Annotated in this window: 15 protein-coding genes and 1 pseudogene; 6 read left to right on the top strand and 10 right to left on the bottom strand. The window is 44.2% G+C overall.

Annotation, left to right across the window (positions count from 1 at the left end; all coding sequences use genetic code 11):
• Window positions 1-95 precede the first annotated feature (95 nt).
• The 3 genes from AC3WTL_RS14880 to AC3WTL_RS14870 all read left to right on the top strand — a co-directional run bounded on the left by AC3WTL_RS14880 (window position 96) and on the right by AC3WTL_RS14870 (window position 3415).
• Complete coding sequence (locus AC3WTL_RS14880; RefSeq protein WP_492369675.1) at window positions 96-647, top strand: cytochrome c oxidase subunit II; 552 nt, start codon at window positions 96-98, stop codon at window positions 645-647.
• Window positions 640-2106 carry a cbb3-type cytochrome c oxidase subunit I gene (locus AC3WTL_RS14875; RefSeq protein ID WP_197214325.1) on the top strand — a complete coding sequence of 489 codons (1467 nt, stop codon included), beginning with the start codon at window positions 640-642 and terminating at the stop codon, window positions 2104-2106. The genes AC3WTL_RS14880 and AC3WTL_RS14875 overlap by 8 nt, the downstream gene beginning before the upstream one ends.
• An 85-nt stretch (window positions 2107-2191) precedes the next feature.
• Window positions 2192-3415, top strand: coding sequence for an MFS transporter (locus AC3WTL_RS14870; protein WP_492369674.1), 1224 nt, complete (start codon window positions 2192-2194; stop codon window positions 3413-3415).
• Window positions 3416-3450: 35 nt separating this feature from the next.
• Here the strand turns inward: AC3WTL_RS14870 and AC3WTL_RS14865 are convergent, their stop codons facing one another.
• The 3 genes and pseudogenes from AC3WTL_RS14865 to AC3WTL_RS14855 all read right to left on the bottom strand — a co-directional run.
• Entirely contained in the window at window positions 3451-4407 is a 957-nt protein-coding gene (locus AC3WTL_RS14865) for a calcium/sodium antiporter (protein WP_197214327.1), read from the bottom strand.
• Window positions 4408-4476: 69 nt separating this feature from the next.
• Window positions 4477-4935, bottom strand: a complete 459-nt coding sequence (locus AC3WTL_RS14860; protein WP_492369742.1) for a PH domain-containing protein — start codon at window positions 4933-4935, stop codon at window positions 4477-4479.
• Window positions 4912-5130 (bottom strand): annotated as a pseudogene (locus AC3WTL_RS14855) (DUF3784 domain-containing protein); the annotation flags it as partial. The gene AC3WTL_RS14860 and the pseudogene AC3WTL_RS14855, both read right to left, overlap by 24 nt.
• Window positions 5131-5311: 181 nt before the next feature.
• Between AC3WTL_RS14855 and AC3WTL_RS14850 the strand changes: the two are divergent.
• Together AC3WTL_RS14850 and AC3WTL_RS14845 are read left to right on the top strand one after the other, a co-directional pair.
• Complete coding sequence (locus tag AC3WTL_RS14850) at window positions 5312-5536, top strand: hypothetical protein (RefSeq protein WP_048010560.1); 225 nt, start codon at window positions 5312-5314, stop codon at window positions 5534-5536.
• 70 nt (window positions 5537-5606) lie between these two features.
• Entirely contained in the window at window positions 5607-6215 is a 609-nt protein-coding gene (locus AC3WTL_RS14845) for an exonuclease domain-containing protein (RefSeq protein ID WP_197214329.1), read from the top strand.
• 43 nt (window positions 6216-6258) lie between these two features.
• Here the strand turns inward: AC3WTL_RS14845 and AC3WTL_RS14840 are convergent, their stop codons facing one another.
• From AC3WTL_RS14840 to AC3WTL_RS14830, 3 genes are read right to left on the bottom strand one after another with little or no spacing between them, the layout of a single operon-like run.
• Window positions 6259-7512: an ATP-binding protein gene (locus tag AC3WTL_RS14840; protein WP_048010562.1), complete on the bottom strand. Its 1254-nt coding sequence runs from the start codon at window positions 7510-7512 to the stop codon at window positions 6259-6261.
• Between the two features lie 39 nt (window positions 7513-7551).
• On the bottom strand, window positions 7552-7749 hold the full coding sequence (locus AC3WTL_RS14835) for a YwbE family protein (RefSeq protein ID WP_048010563.1): 198 nt from the start codon (window positions 7747-7749) through the stop codon (window positions 7552-7554).
• On the bottom strand, window positions 7749-7937 hold the full coding sequence (locus AC3WTL_RS14830; protein WP_206763088.1) for a hypothetical protein: 189 nt from the start codon (window positions 7935-7937) through the stop codon (window positions 7749-7751). The genes AC3WTL_RS14835 and AC3WTL_RS14830 overlap by 1 nt, the downstream gene beginning before the upstream one ends.
• Before the next feature lie 218 nt (window positions 7938-8155).
• On the opposite strand from AC3WTL_RS14830, the gene AC3WTL_RS14825 reads away from it, so the two are divergent.
• Entirely contained in the window at window positions 8156-9979 is a 1824-nt protein-coding gene (locus tag AC3WTL_RS14825) for a M6 family metalloprotease domain-containing protein (RefSeq protein WP_492369673.1), read from the top strand.
• 42 nt (window positions 9980-10021) lie between these two features.
• Here AC3WTL_RS14825 and AC3WTL_RS14820 read toward each other — a convergent pair whose 3' ends face one another.
• The 4 genes from AC3WTL_RS14820 to AC3WTL_RS14805 all read right to left on the bottom strand — a co-directional run bounded on the left by AC3WTL_RS14820 (window position 10022) and on the right by AC3WTL_RS14805 (window position 15374).
• On the bottom strand, window positions 10022-10942 hold the full coding sequence (locus tag AC3WTL_RS14820) for a ketopantoate reductase family protein (RefSeq protein WP_492369672.1): 921 nt from the start codon (window positions 10940-10942) through the stop codon (window positions 10022-10024).
• Between the two features lie 217 nt (window positions 10943-11159).
• Window positions 11160-12611, bottom strand: a complete 1452-nt coding sequence (locus tag AC3WTL_RS14815) for a carbon starvation CstA family protein (RefSeq protein WP_048010567.1) — start codon at window positions 12609-12611, stop codon at window positions 11160-11162.
• A 292-nt stretch (window positions 12612-12903) separates the two neighbouring features.
• Complete coding sequence (locus tag AC3WTL_RS14810) at window positions 12904-13635, bottom strand: LytR/AlgR family response regulator transcription factor (protein ID WP_197214332.1); 732 nt, start codon at window positions 13633-13635, stop codon at window positions 12904-12906.
• Entirely contained in the window at window positions 13635-15374 is a 1740-nt protein-coding gene (locus AC3WTL_RS14805; RefSeq protein ID WP_197214333.1) for a sensor histidine kinase, read from the bottom strand. Before AC3WTL_RS14805 ends, AC3WTL_RS14810 begins: the two co-directional genes overlap by 1 nt.
• Between the last annotated feature and the right edge of the window lie 25 nt (window positions 15375-15399).

The following is a 15399-nucleotide window of genomic DNA, read 5'->3' as shown; positions in this document are numbered from 1 at the left end:
ATTCGTCGAATAGGACATATATCACCGAATAAATTTTTAAGCTTCCATAAAATAGGGTTTGGGGGATTGTTGAATATTTTATGGGAGGGGTAGAAATGTATCAGCTTATCGCCATGTATGCGACTGTTTTCTTTGTTTTTCTGCTGGCGCTGGCTTTTGCGTTTGTTTACGGCGAATCCAAGCGCAGCGGTGAATATAGCGCCATTCAGGAAAAAGGATATAAAATCAGGAAATTCTATTTTCTCGGACTTGTTGCCATTATGGCTTTTGCCTCTGTTGTGACGCTTGGCAGGCTGCCGTATGACCGCAATCAGGCAGAAGCGGAAGGGTTTAGTGAAACGAAGGCAGTGAAGGTAACTGGAATCCAATATGCGTGGGAGATGAGTGAGGAAAGGTTTAAGGTTGGGGATAAAGTTCAATTTAATGTTACAGCCTCGGATGTTACACATGGTTTCGGCTTATACAATGAAAAAATGGAGCTTGTCGCACAAACTCAGGCCATGCCTGAATATACAAATACCGTTTACTATACCTTTGAAGAGCCTGGAACATATCAGATATTATGTCTTGAATACTGTTCATCCGGCCATCATGTGATGGTCAAAGAAATTGTTGTCGAACCGGAAGGGGGAGCATCTCATGAATGAAGCGATTCACCCTTTAGCAAGGAAAGCAGTGATATGGCACCTGGCGGTGACGGCACTTGTTATAATTCTTATGATGATCTTTGGTGTTATCATGCTGATGAATCAGGGGGAAATGATCAGCATCACACCGCAGTGGTTCTATAAAATCATGACTGCACACGGTACAGGCATGGTTGGCATCGCGGCATTGGGCGGAACGGCCATTCTATGGTACTTCCTGTCTAAATACGTAAAACTGAACCCGGCAGTCCTCATTGTAAACTTCGGCCTTTTTTTAACCGGAGTCACGATGGTACTCATCGCTATTTTTGTCTTTGACTTTTCAGATGGATGGACGTTCTTATATCCGCTTCCTGCCCAGTCAGCAAAAATGTACGGGGCAGCAGGGGCAGTATTCTTCTTATCAGGCATGCTGATTCTCGGCATTGGCTTTTTGCTTCTGTACATGTATCTGGCTGCAAGGCTGACAGCAGTTTATGGAGGCCTCGGAAAGGCGCTCGGGTGGGATATCATTTTCAGGGGAAAGAAAGGATACGGGCCGCCTGCTGCTGTCGTGGCGACGGCCATGGTTATCATCACCAACTCGACTGCACTGCTGGCAGGTGCCACGGTGCTGGCTGCATCATTGGTGAATATTATCAATCCGGCCATTACGATAGATCCGCTGCTTGCCAAGCATCTTACCTATGCGTTTGGCCATATCTTTGCCAACTGCACCATCTATATGGCTGTTATTGCCGTCTATGAGGTCCTGTCAGAATATACAAAACGGCCGTGGAAAGCTAATAAAGTTTTTCTAATTGCTTGGAACTGCTCGACACTTTTCACCTTAATGATTTATACGCACCATCTGCTGATGGACTTTGCGGTGCCAAAATGGATGCTCATCATCGGGCAGGTGTTTTCCTATGCTAACGGCTTGCCCGTTATGGTCGTAACGGCCTACGGTGCGCTTATGATTGTCTACCGCTCGCGGATGAAGTGGGACTTTGCCTCAAGCCTGTTTTTCCTTTCCATGTTCGGATGGGTGGCAGGAGCCATTCCGGCCATCATTGATGCCACCATTGTTGTCAATCATGTAATGCATAATACGAAATGGGTTCCTGGACATTTCCATACATATATGGGAATGGGAGTAGTCGCTATGATTATCGGATTTATGTATTATTTCAATAAAACCGAAGGCAATCAGCAGCATAGGGGAATCGATACATTCACCATTGCGCTCTATTTTGCATTTTTTACAGGTCTGGCAGGCTCTTTCCTTTATGCCGGCGGAATCAGTGCACCAAGAAGATGGGCAGAGCACCTGCCGCAATGGGTGCTGTCCGATCAGGTTGGCGCCGTTAGCGGAATCTTTATCGTTCTGGCTGCGATCATCTTCACCGCAAGGTTTTTTGCCGGGTTAAGAAGTGTCGGCACAAAAGTTCCTTATCATAAAAAATCAGCAGCTGGCTGATGATTGAGGCTCTGGAGATCACTCTTCAGGGTTTTTTTATGGTACACTAATAATTGGGAAAATTCTAAAATTATACAGGTGATCTATGAAACAATTTAACTGGAAATTGGCGTCAATGCTGCTGGCGGGAATAGGGATATCCAAATTAGGAGATTTTATTTACCTGATTGCTATTAATTTGATTGTCTATGACATTACCGGATCAGCAGCTGCTGTGGCAGGATTATGGATTATAGGTCCCATTACTTCCGTTATAACCAATTCATGGAGCGGAGGCATGATTGACCGGAAAAACAAAAAGAGCATTATGATTTGGACTGATATGGCCAGAGCCCTGGGTGTAGCTCTGATACCATTTCTCGGAAGCATAGGCTTCATTTATGCAGCCCTTTTTCTCATCAGTATAGCGAAGGCACTATTCATGCCGGCTTCCGCCACGTATATAGCCAAGCTGGTTCCGATTCAAAGCAGAAAAAGGTTCAACTCTATCAACAGTCTTGTTGCTTCAGGTGCTTTTATCGTGGGACCAGCCATCGCAGGCGGATTATTTCTGATTGGAACCATTGACACAGCTGTCTTTTTAAATGCGGCTTCCTTTGTTTTTTCAGCTGTCATCATATGGCTGCTGCCGGACATGGATAAAGAGTTAAAGTCCCCTTCAGTACAAACATCAGCCTATGAAACTCTCCGGGATGATTGGAAGCAGGTCATTGCATTTGGCAGGAGAGAGGCTTTTTTCATCTCTGTCTACGGTTGCTTCCAGGCATTTGGTTTGTTCTCTCTCGCAATGGATTCCCAGGAGGTTGTTTATATTCAGGATGTTGTGGGGCTGACAGAAGCGGATTATAGTTTCCTTGTCAGCATCAGCGGAATTGGCTTTGCGCTCGGAGCTCTCTTTATCACCATCGTTTCAAAAATGCTCAGCATCAAACAGCTCATGGGCTATGGCATGCTTTTGACAGCGGCAGGTTATCTGATTTATGCAGTGGCAGACTCCTTTATGATGGTTGTTATTGGATTTACTGTACTCGGCATTTTTAATGCCTTTTTAAGTGCGGGATATCAAACCTTTTACCAAAATAATGTGCCTGTTGAAATCATGGGCAGAATGACCAGCGTGATCGGTGTCATTCAAAGCATTGCCCAGATTTTCCTGCTCATCGGTATCGGTGTTCTTGGTGATCTGTTTCCGCTCCGCTATACGATTGTCATTTTGGCAGCCCTGAATTTACTTCTTTCTCTATATGTCTGCTTGCAGCTTTTAAAGCCGGGGAAGCAGCAGTATTTTTCAGAAACAACGTCCGCTTAAAAAAAAGCGCCGACCCAAAAGGACCGGCACTGATATTAATTACGCATTATGATATAAATCAAATACATAATGTAAGAGGCTGCGAGAAAACCCCCTTCATATTTTCCCACGGCATAATGGCTTCTTGAAAAGATAAGGAGCACGAATGTAATTAGAATTAAGATTGTAATATCGATGAACATTTTAGGGTCTACAGGAAGCGGGGAGATGGAAGCCGATGCCCCAAGGACGAAAAGGATGTTAAAGATATTGCTTCCTACGATATTTCCTAAAGCAATTTCACTCTCTTTTTTTATGGCTGCGGCGACAGATGTCACCAGCTCGGGCAGAGAAGTCCCGATGGCTACAATCGTTAAGCCGACCAATGTTTCACTCATCCCCAATGATAAAGCAATTTCCGTACTGCTTTTAACAACCAGGTCGCCGCCAAAAATAATGGCAGCCAATCCGGCAATCGTCAAAAGACTTTGCTTTGTCCATTGGGCAGTACTTGTTTTGACAGGAGAAGACCCTGTGCTGCTTCGGTTCTCCCGGGCCACTTCAAATAAGTAGTACATGAATACAGCAAATATCAGCAGCAGCACGAGACCATCACTGCGGGAAACCATATTGCTGCTGATAGAGTCAAGATATGCATCATTGATGAAAATCATAAGAGCAGCTGTGGCAAGCAAAGTAAAGGGAATCTCCTTGCGGATGGTTGCACTTTCGACTTTTAAAGGAAAAATCATGGCGGTCACACCGACCACCAGCGTGATATTAAAAATATTACTGCCGACAACATTTCCTATAGCCACATCGGCATTTCCATCCAGCGCAGCCAGAATGCTGACAGTGGCTTCAGGTGAACTCGTTCCAAATGCAACGATTGTCAGCCCAACCAGCAGCGGGGAAATCTTTAGGAACCCCGCAATTTTTGAAGCGCCATCCACAAAAAAGTTTGCCCCTGCAATCAATAAAGAAAATCCAATAATTAAAAGTATATATGACACCTTAACGAGTCACCTCCTGTTTTTACTATGATTACCCAATTATGGATTCAATTAAAAGCCGTTGCGGATTCATTTGATATCCGCCTCTTCTTTCATTACCTTATACCAGCTTTCTGTTTCTGCGGAATCTTTGCTGTTCACAAAGATTTTCTCATTTTTAAGTTCAATGTATAGAATCGGCGTATGGCCTTTTTGTATGAATAATAAGCTGCTGCCATAGCCAGTCACTTTAAAATGCCCCTGTGAAAGGGTGGGGAGGCCGATTCCATTCTGCTTCCAGGTTACCTCAGGCATCTCCTCCAATAATTGAACAGACTGAATATCCCGATAATCCCATTTGTCTCCGTACATTCCGGAGATTTCAAATGAATCCTCTGTTAATGCCATTTCATAGCCTTTCTGGCTGGAGACAGTCAGGTAAATGAGGGGGCCAAGTGTCACAATAAAAAGAATGAGAGCGATGATATAACTTCGTTTTCTTTTAGACGGCACTTCATATTTCGATAAGTAGATGAATCCCCCAAGCAAAACAATCATCATAAAGCCGAACTGCACTTCCATTGCAAATCTGAATCCGGTGAATGATAAAGGCAGTAGCACCAGCATCCCGATAGCAGTGCCAATGAGCAGGCTGCCGGTTTTTTGCGGATAACCGCTGTTAATTAATTGTTCTTGTTCAATCTCCGGCCGCGAGGCGAATCCGGAAATGAGCCAGTAAGCTTTTTTGACTCGTACAGCCTATCCCAGAATCAGGAAGAGCAGAATCACAGAAATCTGTGTAATGACAAGTCCAATCATGGCAAAAACCTCCTTGTTATTCTTTACGGATAAAGCGGCCGTTTTGTTTCGGTTTTGGTATAATAATAAGACAGCTTTTTAGTTTCAAGTAAGAGGAGGCACACCCTTGAAAAACAAAAACATTTTATTCTATATATTAGTAGCGCTCTTGATCACTACCGTTGTCAGCATTGTCATGGGCTACCACAACTTCGGCTTTGGGGTAGGCTTTCTGTTCGCATTTCTTTCGCTTTCAACAGGATATTTCTATTCCATGAAAAACCGCGAATACATGCATCAGAATTACCATGCCGACTATGTGGACCGCTTGAAAAACGATAAAAAGATCTAAGAGCGGTTCCGCTGGCATTCAGCACTCCTCTATTATATGCTTAATTTAAAATCAATAGAGGAGGCAGGCAATGAAAAACCAGGAAAAGATGGGATTGCTGCTGGATGTGGAGACAACGGGGCTAGGACCAAATTCCGATGAAATCATTGAACTGGCATTAAAGCTATTTTCATACCGTGGCGACACAGGGGAGATTCTTGATATAAAGGATAAATCCTCATTCCTGCGGGAACCCATCAGCAAATCCGCCAAAAACAATTACAGCCGTGCATTCAGAGTCCATGGGATTCCTTATGAAGCTGTCAGCGGAAAAAGCTTTGATGATATCAAAATAAAAAAATACTTCTTTCACGCTGATTCGATTTTCGCTCATAATGCATCCTTTGACCGCAGCTTTTTATACCGGATGTATCCTGAAGATATTAACGAATTAAAATGGTACTGCACGATGAGAAGTGTTCCTTGGAAAGAATATGGCTTTACAGACAGCAGGCTGCTGACGCTTATTCAATCCCACCGGATCGCAGACAGTCAGACACACCGCGCCATGGATGATATTACATACCTCTTAGAACTGCTGAAAAAAAGAAATCCGGCCGGTGACTTCTATATGCGTGATGTTCTTGCAAAAGGACCAATGAGAAAATACCAGCCAGCAGCTCAGGGCCGGCTTGGCTAAAAGTCTATACAGAAAAAGAGTGCATCCTTTGGCACTCTTTTTCTTATTCATTTTTCAACAAAGGCAGTATGATGTTCACTGTCGTCCCCTTGCCGATTTCGCTATCATACTCTATTGTTCCCTGCATTTCACGGATGATTTTGTTCGTAACCATGCTCCCCAGGCCTGTACCCTTTGTTTTCGTTGTGTAGAAAGGCAAACCGATATTTTCCAACTGCTCGGAGGTCATGCCCCGTCCGTTATCCGTAATTGTCAATTTAACGGTATTATGAAAATAATCTGCTGAAGTAATGATTGAGATTTTTCCTTTTTCCTGAACCGATTCAATTCCATTCTTGATTATATTCATGAGGGCCTGTTTTAGGTGGTCTTCATCACCTCTCACATAAAATGGCCCTTTATTCCCGTACTCAATCACTACATTTGAATAAGAGGCAAGCGGCCTCATGAGCAGAACGCAATCCTGAATCACCTCATGCAGGGGGACATTAGCCAGTTGGAACTGTTCGGGCTTTGAAACTTTAAGATAGTTGGTAATGATGCTGTTTGTGCGATCCAGTTCTTCAATTATGAGAGGGGAGAACTTTTTAAAGTTCTCATCCGCAGTATCCTGGCTCAAATATTGAATGAAGCCCCTCACAGTGGATAAAGGATTTCTAATTTCATGGGCAATCGAAGCTGCCAGCTGTCCGACCATTGTAAGCTTATCCATATATACCATTTCACTGATCTGTTTATTCGTTCTGAAAAGACTCTCGATTATAAAAACAAGAGCAATAAATGTCAGATAAAACGCCGCGAAATAGGTCAGATAAAAAAAAGTGTCCAGAAACATGACGGCTGTCGCAAGAATGGCTATATATAAGTAAAAATAAAAAAAGAGAATAAATGAACCTGTTATCAACCGGTGTTTAGAATTAAGAAACACTCTTCTTAAGGAAAATGTAATCACAAAGGATAAAATAGAAACCAATATTCCAATATAAATAAACTGGCCGCCTATTACATAGCGGGCAATGACGGTACTCAGCATCACAATGGATCCCGGCAGCCACCCTACATACAGTGTCACAATCATGATCGCGACCATGCGCAAATCAAAATGGGTTTCCCCCAGTGTTTCAATGGGGTAAAACATACACAGAAGTGCCCCGAATGAGCCAAGCAGGCCGTAAATCAATTTTTGCTTAAAGGTAAGGGGGGCCTTTGTCTGATAGGGAAAAAGCAAATTTCCGTTAAACGTAAATGAAAATAGTATCGTTATATTTACCAGTAAAGGTTTAATCAGTGTAACCAATAGTCTCCTCCGTGAGTTATCAAATTAAAAGGCCGCTCCTTATGGGCGCAGGATTTGTTTTACCCGGCCAACCTGACCATCTTCAAGCCTTACTTTAATGCCATGCGGATGGGAAGGGGACTTCGTTAAAATGTCTTTCACGATTCCTTCTGTCAGCGCACCTGTCCGCTGATCTTTTTTAAGAACGATCTTCACCTTTAATCCTGGCGCTATGGCAGCGCGATTCTGACCTTCCATTACACACCCGTCCGTTTCCGCTGATTATTGGTCTTCTTTGTCTGCTGGCTTTTCAGCGCTTTCGTCGATTTAACTGGGGCATTATTGAACGTTCCGCCTGACTGCCCCTGCTTTTTATTCATAAGCTGCTGTTTCATTGCTTCTTTAAGGCTGATCTTTTTTGGTGCATTATCTTCTATATGAGTCATGTTATAGTCTCCTTTATTTACATATCCCTCTATTATAAATCATTAACCTATTAAAGGAAATTTCTCAGAGAAATAATCTTTTCACCTGTAACTTTTCTGAAAAATAAGTCTTTAGTATCACGAAATTCTATACGAAACCATGCTTTCCTCCTATTTAGAAAATACTGAATATTTTATAATATTTAGATTACAGAAATAGATTATAGGGAGTGAGTATATTGTTAAAAGTTCTATCAACTTCAGCTTTAACCCTTGCTTTAGCAGGAAGTGCCGTTTTTGCAGGAGCAGGGCCGGAAGATCCTCAGGCTAAGCAGGAAAGCAAGTATCAAATCAATCTTGCACATCATGTCGGTGCGTCTCCGGAGCTTGCTGCAAAAGCTAAAGAATTGGGAATTGACCTATCGAAGGTTGACCCGGCTGAAAAAGCAGCTAAGGCAGGTGCAAAGTTCCAGCAGCCTGGCGACAACCATGTTGCGTATAAAGAGGCAACAGGGGATATTCCAGTTCTGGTTCTTCTGGCAAAGTATCCGGAAGGCGATGAGCCGGTCGGCGATATGCCTGGACAAGTTCCGGCTAAATATTATGAGGATTTAATCTTTGGTACAGAATACAACCCGTATGAACTTGAGCAATTCAAGAAATATGACGGACCAGATGTGCCAAAAGACCGTACAATGCAAAATGCTTACAAAGAATCCAGTTATGGAAAGACAAATCTTGTCCGCAAAGAAAACACCAAATTTGTATGGGTTGAGATGCCAAGAGGAGCTTCCTATTACTTAGACCAAGAGGGAACATATGCCGAGGGCGGAGAGTATAAGCTTGGAAACGTTAATGGTGATGCCCATACAGGCGAGTTCATCCGTGACTTACTGAAAGCAGCAGACGAGCAGGTTGATTTTTCAATGTATGCCGAGGACGGGGAAGTGCCTAATATCTTCGTCATTCATGAAGGTACAGGAGCTGAATTCAGCCGTGACCCGGCACAGTTCTGGTCTCATAAGTGGAGCCTTCTAAGTGCTTTGTACTACGGAAAATACTATGAAACTGGCAAACCTGCAGATGTTCATGCTGGCATGTCCCAAGGTGAATGGATTAACAAAACAGTTGCTGAAGATATGACATATGATGGGGTAGTAGTCAACAACTACAACATCCAGCCAGGAATCGGCGGTAACGTGGCGGGATTTGATGCAGCAACAAATACGTATAAAGATGAAGCAAAAACAGGTCCATTTCCGGCACAAACTGGGGTTTATGCCCATGAATTTGGACATGCACTGGGATTGCCTGACTTCTATGATACGGTCTATAGCTCTGAGGGGGTAGGGAACTACTCGATGATGGCAGGCGGATCATGGCTGCGCTATCCGAATAAACCTGAATATGGCGGAAACTCTCCGGCACACTTTGACCCGTTCTCTAAGATTTTCTTAGGGTGGGTAAATCCGGTTGAAGTAAAGCCAGGGGACACGAAAACTATTACATTGCCTCCAATCAATAAAGCGGATGCTGACAACGGCATTGTCAAAATGGAAGTGCCAGGCTCAAACGGAACTGAATACTTCCTATTTGAAAACGTTCAGCAGGACGGCTTTAACAAAGGGTTTATCCGTCAGGGTGAAGACGCTAAAGGCTTAGTGGCATGGCATGTAGATGAGAACATCATCAACCTGTACCAGACAGCCGGCTTCCGTCCAAACAATGTGGAAAACTGGATGAACAAACGCTTCCAGTACAACCAATCGGAAACAGCTAGTGACGGAACAGTCGTAACACACTACGGCTTATCTGTTCTGCAGGCTGATGGCAAGTATGACCTGGAGAAAAATCTAAACCGCGGGGATGCAGGCGATTTCTTCAAATCAGGCAGCCAAATCACACCTGTCTCCGGAAATGTTCATACTGGCTCTTACTATTTCTGGAAGGGCAACAGCTCAACACCGGCTGACTCCGGAATTCATGTAACAGACATTAAAGAAAATGCGGATGGATCTATCACAGCGAAATTCTTCTATAATTCGAACAGCAGTACAAAATAATAGACTAAAAATCCGAGCAGGCTACCCTGCTCGGATTTTTGTTTAAAGACTATTTTTCTCATATACTTGCAAGTTTGCATAAATCGCTCCAAGAACAGGAGCATCTAAATTCAGCAGTTCAGCCTTTTTCAGCAAGTATCCGAAGAAATGATCCGCTTCAATAGCCTGCTGCTTTTCCATATCCCGCTGCAGGGAAGATTTCATTTCATAGCCCATTTCATGTATTTTTTTAACCTGAGTTTCTTTAATCCCTTCAGCTAGCGGAGCACCCAGCGCTTTCATTATGGCAGATGCCTCTTTTAGTACCTCTTTAATCGAATTTAATCCGAAAGCCTGCTCGCGGATCGGACCTATAGGTGAGCGGAACAGGGAGGTTACGCCGGAAAGTGTGGAGATAAACAGGTACTTATGCCACATCTCCTGTTCAATATTTTCAGAGAGGCGGAAGTTTGCTTTTGTACCTGAAAAAACTTCTTGAAGCTGCAGAATCCGATCCGTTTTCTCACCGGAACGCTCCCCGAAAACCAAGTCATGGACAGGGCTGGTCTGAACCACTTTCCCATTTTCACCAAGAGTGGTTTCAATAAAGCATAGGCCGCCCAGAACGTTCTCTTCTCCAAAAGCAGCTGTCAGCTGATCCATATGAGCAATTCCATTTAAGAGAGGAAGAATCAAAGTTTTATTGTCTGTGTATGGACGGATATCCCTGATGGCTCCCTCAAGATGATAAGCTTTGGTAGAGAGCAGGATGACGTCGAATGATTCTGCCTTTTCTCCAGCCTGAATCGTTTTTGGTCCCGAAAACACCATTTCCCCATAAACACTTTCCACCAGCAGCCCATATTTCTCAAGCTGCTGCTTTCTTGTCTCCCTTACCAAAAACGTAACATCCTCACCTTTTTCCAAAAGTCTTCCGCCAAAATAGCCCCCAATGGCTCCGGCTCCAACAACCAATATTCTCATACAATAGTGCCTCCCTTTGATTAAATGGAAAAGTGCACGCATGTACGTGCACCTTTGCCAGATTGTTAAGTTAAATAGAAGAAGATGCCTGTTCCTGATAACATAACTGCTGCTAAAATTAATTTGGCAGAATGAGAGAGTGAATCCTCGCCTTTCGCGTTTATTCTCTTCTCTTCCTCATTTACCGTTTCCCGGTATTTGGGATTGCAGCAGCCCATTAAGCAGATCTTTTCCAGCCGGAAATATCCTCTTCAAGCGGCAGATTATTCGCCCGAGCTTTTTTAGCCGCGGAGAAGAACAGGGCTACAAGAGCAACTGTGCCGATTGCACCGCCAATCCAGGCAGTACTCCAGGATAATCCGAAACCGATTGGTGCGTTTAAGATATACGTTAAGACCATCAGCAGCATGAATGTGCCAGGAATAAGCGAAATCCAGTAATTTTTCTTTGCGATATACAAGTACATGGCACCGACAAACAGTGCGATAACTGCTGTTGATTGGTTAGCCCAGCTGAAGTATCTCCATAAAATGTTAAAGTCGATTTGCGTTAGTGCCAGTGAAACCGCGAACAAAGGAATGGCGATCCACAAACGGCTTGAGAATTTCTTCTGAGCAAAATTAATATAATCAGCAATAATCATCCGTGCACTTCGGAAAGCCGTATCTCCTGAAGTGATTGGAAGGACAACAACTCCAAGGACAGCAAGTGTTCCGCCGATCGCACCAAGCATCATAGTGGAAGCTTCACTGACGACTGCTCCAGGACCTCCGTTTGCAAGGAAATCACTTAATCCGTTATAGCCATCAAACAAGCTCATTGCAGCAGCCGCCCAGATCATCGCGATAATTCCTTCTGCAATCATCATGCCATAGAAAATTTTGCGTCCCTGGTTCTCATTCTGAGTTGTACGGGAGATAATCGGTGTCTGTGTTGCATGGAAGCCGGAAAGAGCACCGCAAGTAATCGTGAAAAACAGCAATGGAAAAATAGGTGCATTAGCCGGGTGGAAATTCTGCAGTGAAATTTCGGGAATATTAGCGCCGGTCGCAACTAAACCGATACCAACACCAAGTGCACTGATTAAAAGCAATGCTCCAAAGTATGGGTATAAGCGGCCAATAATTTTATCAACAGGCAGTAAAGTCGCCAAAATGTAATAAATGAAAATTGCAGCAATGATGAGGGTTACAGATACCTTCTGATCCATCACCACATAAAGCAGATCAGCCGGAGTCGTAACAAACACCGTACCAACCAATAACAGAAGCAGTACAGCGAAAGCGTTCACAACATGCTTCATGACTTTCCCGAGGAACTTGCTCGCAAGCTCGGGCAAATGTGCGCCGCGGTTGCGGATAGAAATCATTCCTGTTAAATAGTCATGAACAGCACCGGCAAAAATACAGCCGACCACGATCCAGATAAAAGCTGCAGGCCCGTAAAGAGCTCCCATGATCGGACCGAAAATCGGGCCGGTGCCAGCAATGTTCAACAGCTGGATTAACGAGTTTTTTGGCGTACTCATGGCGATGTAATCCACACCGTCAGCATGTGTATAGGCAGGTGTTGTACGTGCCTCCTTCACACCGAAAACTTTTTCAACAAACTTGCCGTACGTAAAATAACCTACAATTAAAAGTGCAATACAGACTAAAAAAGTAATCATATTAATCCCCCTTTATGAATGCGTTTACATTAATTATATAAAAGAAGGAGAAAATTTGAACAATTTGTGTTCAACATGTAAAAAATGAAGATTAAAAGGCAATGAAGGGGGATTAAGATGCATGGAAAAACGTAAGTGTGTTTGAAAATTCATTATATTATGATTGGAAAAAGGGTAGGGTGCATATTTTAGATCAAGCGCAATTAACCTCGAGATCAGTACAAACCTAATTCAAAGTGCACTCGCATCCCCAAGCAGCAAAAAAACAAAAAAGCACCGTCCCGATGCTTTTTCACAATTCCAATCGCACCCGCAGTGCTTTCACATAGTTCCTGCTCACAGACAAGAGTTCTTCCCGGCCTTCCATCTCAAGCTGATAGGCACCGTTAAACCAGGGGGTCAATCGAGTTACATAATCCAGATTCACCAGGTAACTCTTGTGAATCCTGAAAAAAGAGAAGGGTAAAAGCCTGCTCTCCAAATCCTTCAGGGGGGTTTTGGTTTCATGCTCTCCGGTCCTGGTGATAATCCGGGATACTTTTTCATCCCGGCCGATATAGAGGATCTCTTTTGGCTCCAGGTATAAAATTTCCCCATCTTCTTCAACAGCCAGTTTGCCGGCCGGCTTGCCGATGTCATTTTCTTTTTTGGCGCCAATCAATTTTTCCACACGCCTGATGGTCTGCTCGAGCTGTTCCTCGTCGTAGGGCTTCAGTAAGTAATCGGTTGCTTCATAGCGGAAGGCTTCAGCAGCAAACTGCGGGTAGGCCGTTGCAAAGATGATAAGCGGTACTTTTTTCAGCTCGTGCAGGGACTTGGCCGCTTCCATTCCGTTCATTTTAGGCATCTCGACATCAAGGAAAACAACATCCGGCTGAAGCTGGATGGCTTTCATCACCGCTGTTTCGCCTGATTCAGCCTCGCCGATAACCTGAATTGCAGGAAATTCCTCCAGTAAATGCTTTAATTCATCTCTGCTGTAGCGTTCATCATCAGCGATTAAGGCTCGGATCGTTTTTTCCATCAGCTTTCTTCCTCCGTTTTCGGAATGGCGAATTGAATGTCAGTGCCTATGCCTGGCGTGCTTGCAATTTGCAGCGAAGCTTCCTCGCCAAACATCATGGTCAGCCGGCGGTTTACATTGTACAATGCAAGTCCTGATCCCGTTTTTGACTGCAGGGTTTCCTTCCCAATCTGTTCAGCTCTCTCCTTGCTCATGCCCTGTCCATTGTCCTTCACTTTTACTATAGTCATTCCGTCCTGTTTCTGAATTTTAATCATAATGATACAGTCTTGTTCCTTGTTCTGAATCCCATGTTTTACTGCATTCTCCACAATCGGCTGCAGAGTGAGCGGCGGGATTCTCTCCAAAAGGGCATCTTCTTCAATGTCATATATAACTTGGAGCCGATCCACAAACCGGGTTTCCTCAATTGATAGATAGGCCTTTACATGTCTAAGCTCCTGTTCAAGGGTTGTACAGCTGACAGTTGTGGCCGTCAGGTTCTGCCGCAAAAAATGGGAGAGTGATACAAGCAATTTCCGTGCCTGGGCAGGCTCAATCCGCACAAGGGAAATGATCGTATTTAATGAATTAAATAAAAAGTGCGGTGATATTTGCGCCTGCAGCGCTTTAATTTCAGCTTCCTTTGCCAGCTGGAAGGCTTTGTCAGCTTCAGCGATCTCAAGCTGATTGCTGAGCAGTACACTGAGTCCTGAAATCAGCTCCATCACGAGGTTTGTCATTTCTTTTTCAGAAGTGAAGTAAAACTTCAATGTTCCGATCGTTTCGCCGCGAAGCTTTAAAGGAGCGACAATGGCTGCACCAAGAGGGCAGTTTTCCTGCCGGCAGTGAATGGACTGGTCATTGGCAGCCGCAATTTCTCCGTGTTGAATGACATCCCGTGTGATCCGGGTCTGAATCGGGCTTCCGGAACGGTGGTGGTCATTTCCAAAGCCGACATGGGCAAGAATTTCAGTGTGATTGGTGATTGCAACTGCTTTCATCTGAAGTTCCTTATGTAAAATCAGGCAGACTGCCAGAGCGGACTTATGATTGATGCCTTCCCGAAGGTGAGCAAGGGTCTGGTCTGCAATCCGCAGCGTTTTCTGTGCGTGAAAAGCACCTGCTTTTTCTTCTTCGTTTATGACATTTTTTATTATCAGCAGGAATAAGGCACTGCCAAGCCCATTTGCTATTATCATAGGAATTCCAATCATTTCGACAAGTGCCACTGCCTTTTCCATGGGCCGTGATATTCCAAGGATAATCAGCATTTGCACAGCCTCAGCCGCAGCACCAATGAAGAAGGCCGATGATAGCTTCACATGTTCGTTCTTTCGGCGGAAAAAGCCGGCAAGCAGCCCTGCCACTATGGACGCCAGCCCGCAGGCAATCCCGGTAAAGCCTCCAAGCGTAAACCGGTGGAATCCTGCTATAATTCCTGCGCCAATTCCTACTTTAGGGCCGCCAAGCAATCCGGCGAGCACGACCCCGATCACCCTGGAATTGGCAATGGCTTCATCAGAAGCAAGCTCGGATGCCCAGCGGTTAAACTGGAGTGTGTCTGTATTAAATGCTAGCCCGGAATAAGTTCCAATGATGCCAAAGAAACCAAAAAAAAGAATGGCTTTATACTCTTGCTGCCGTTTTAATCTTTCACCATAAATCATCTCTCTGAAAAAGCGGAACCTTGTCAGAACCAGCGCAATCGTGACAATGATTCCAAGCCGCTCCAGCATTGTAATCAGCAGTTCAAGCATCCCTTATGCCCCTTTAACCAAGTCT

It is taken from the genome of Cytobacillus sp. EB106-05-05-XG126, from assembly GCF_058791715.1.
This window is presented reverse-complemented; position numbering and strand designations above follow the sequence as displayed.

Coding starts and splice junctions, on each gene's coding strand:
- AC3WTL_RS14880 (WP_492369675.1), top strand. CDS start 96: ATGTATCAGCTTATCGCCATGTATGCGACTGTTTTCTTTGTTTTTCTG.
- AC3WTL_RS14875 (WP_197214325.1), top strand. CDS start 640: ATGAATGAAGCGATTCACCCTTTAGCAAGGAAAGCAGTGATATGGCAC.
- AC3WTL_RS14870 (WP_492369674.1), top strand. CDS start 2,192: ATGAAACAATTTAACTGGAAATTGGCGTCAATGCTGCTGGCGGGAATA.
- AC3WTL_RS14845 (WP_197214329.1), top strand. CDS start 5,607: ATGAAAAACCAGGAAAAGATGGGATTGCTGCTGGATGTGGAGACAACG.
- AC3WTL_RS14835 (WP_048010563.1), bottom strand. CDS start 7,749: ATGGAAGGTCAGAATCGCGCTGCCATAGCGCCAGGATTAAAGGTGAAG.
- AC3WTL_RS14830 (WP_206763088.1), bottom strand. CDS start 7,937: ATGACTCATATAGAAGATAATGCACCAAAAAAGATCAGCCTTAAAGAA.
- AC3WTL_RS14820 (WP_492369672.1), bottom strand. CDS start 10,942: ATGAGAATATTGGTTGTTGGAGCCGGAGCCATTGGGGGCTATTTTGGC.
- AC3WTL_RS14815 (WP_048010567.1), bottom strand. CDS start 12,611: ATGATTACTTTTTTAGTCTGTATTGCACTTTTAATTGTAGGTTATTTT.
- AC3WTL_RS14810 (WP_197214332.1), bottom strand. CDS start 13,635: ATGGAAAAAACGATCCGAGCCTTAATCGCTGATGATGAACGCTACAGC.
- AC3WTL_RS14805 (WP_197214333.1), bottom strand. CDS start 15,374: ATGCTTGAACTGCTGATTACAATGCTGGAGCGGCTTGGAATCATTGTC.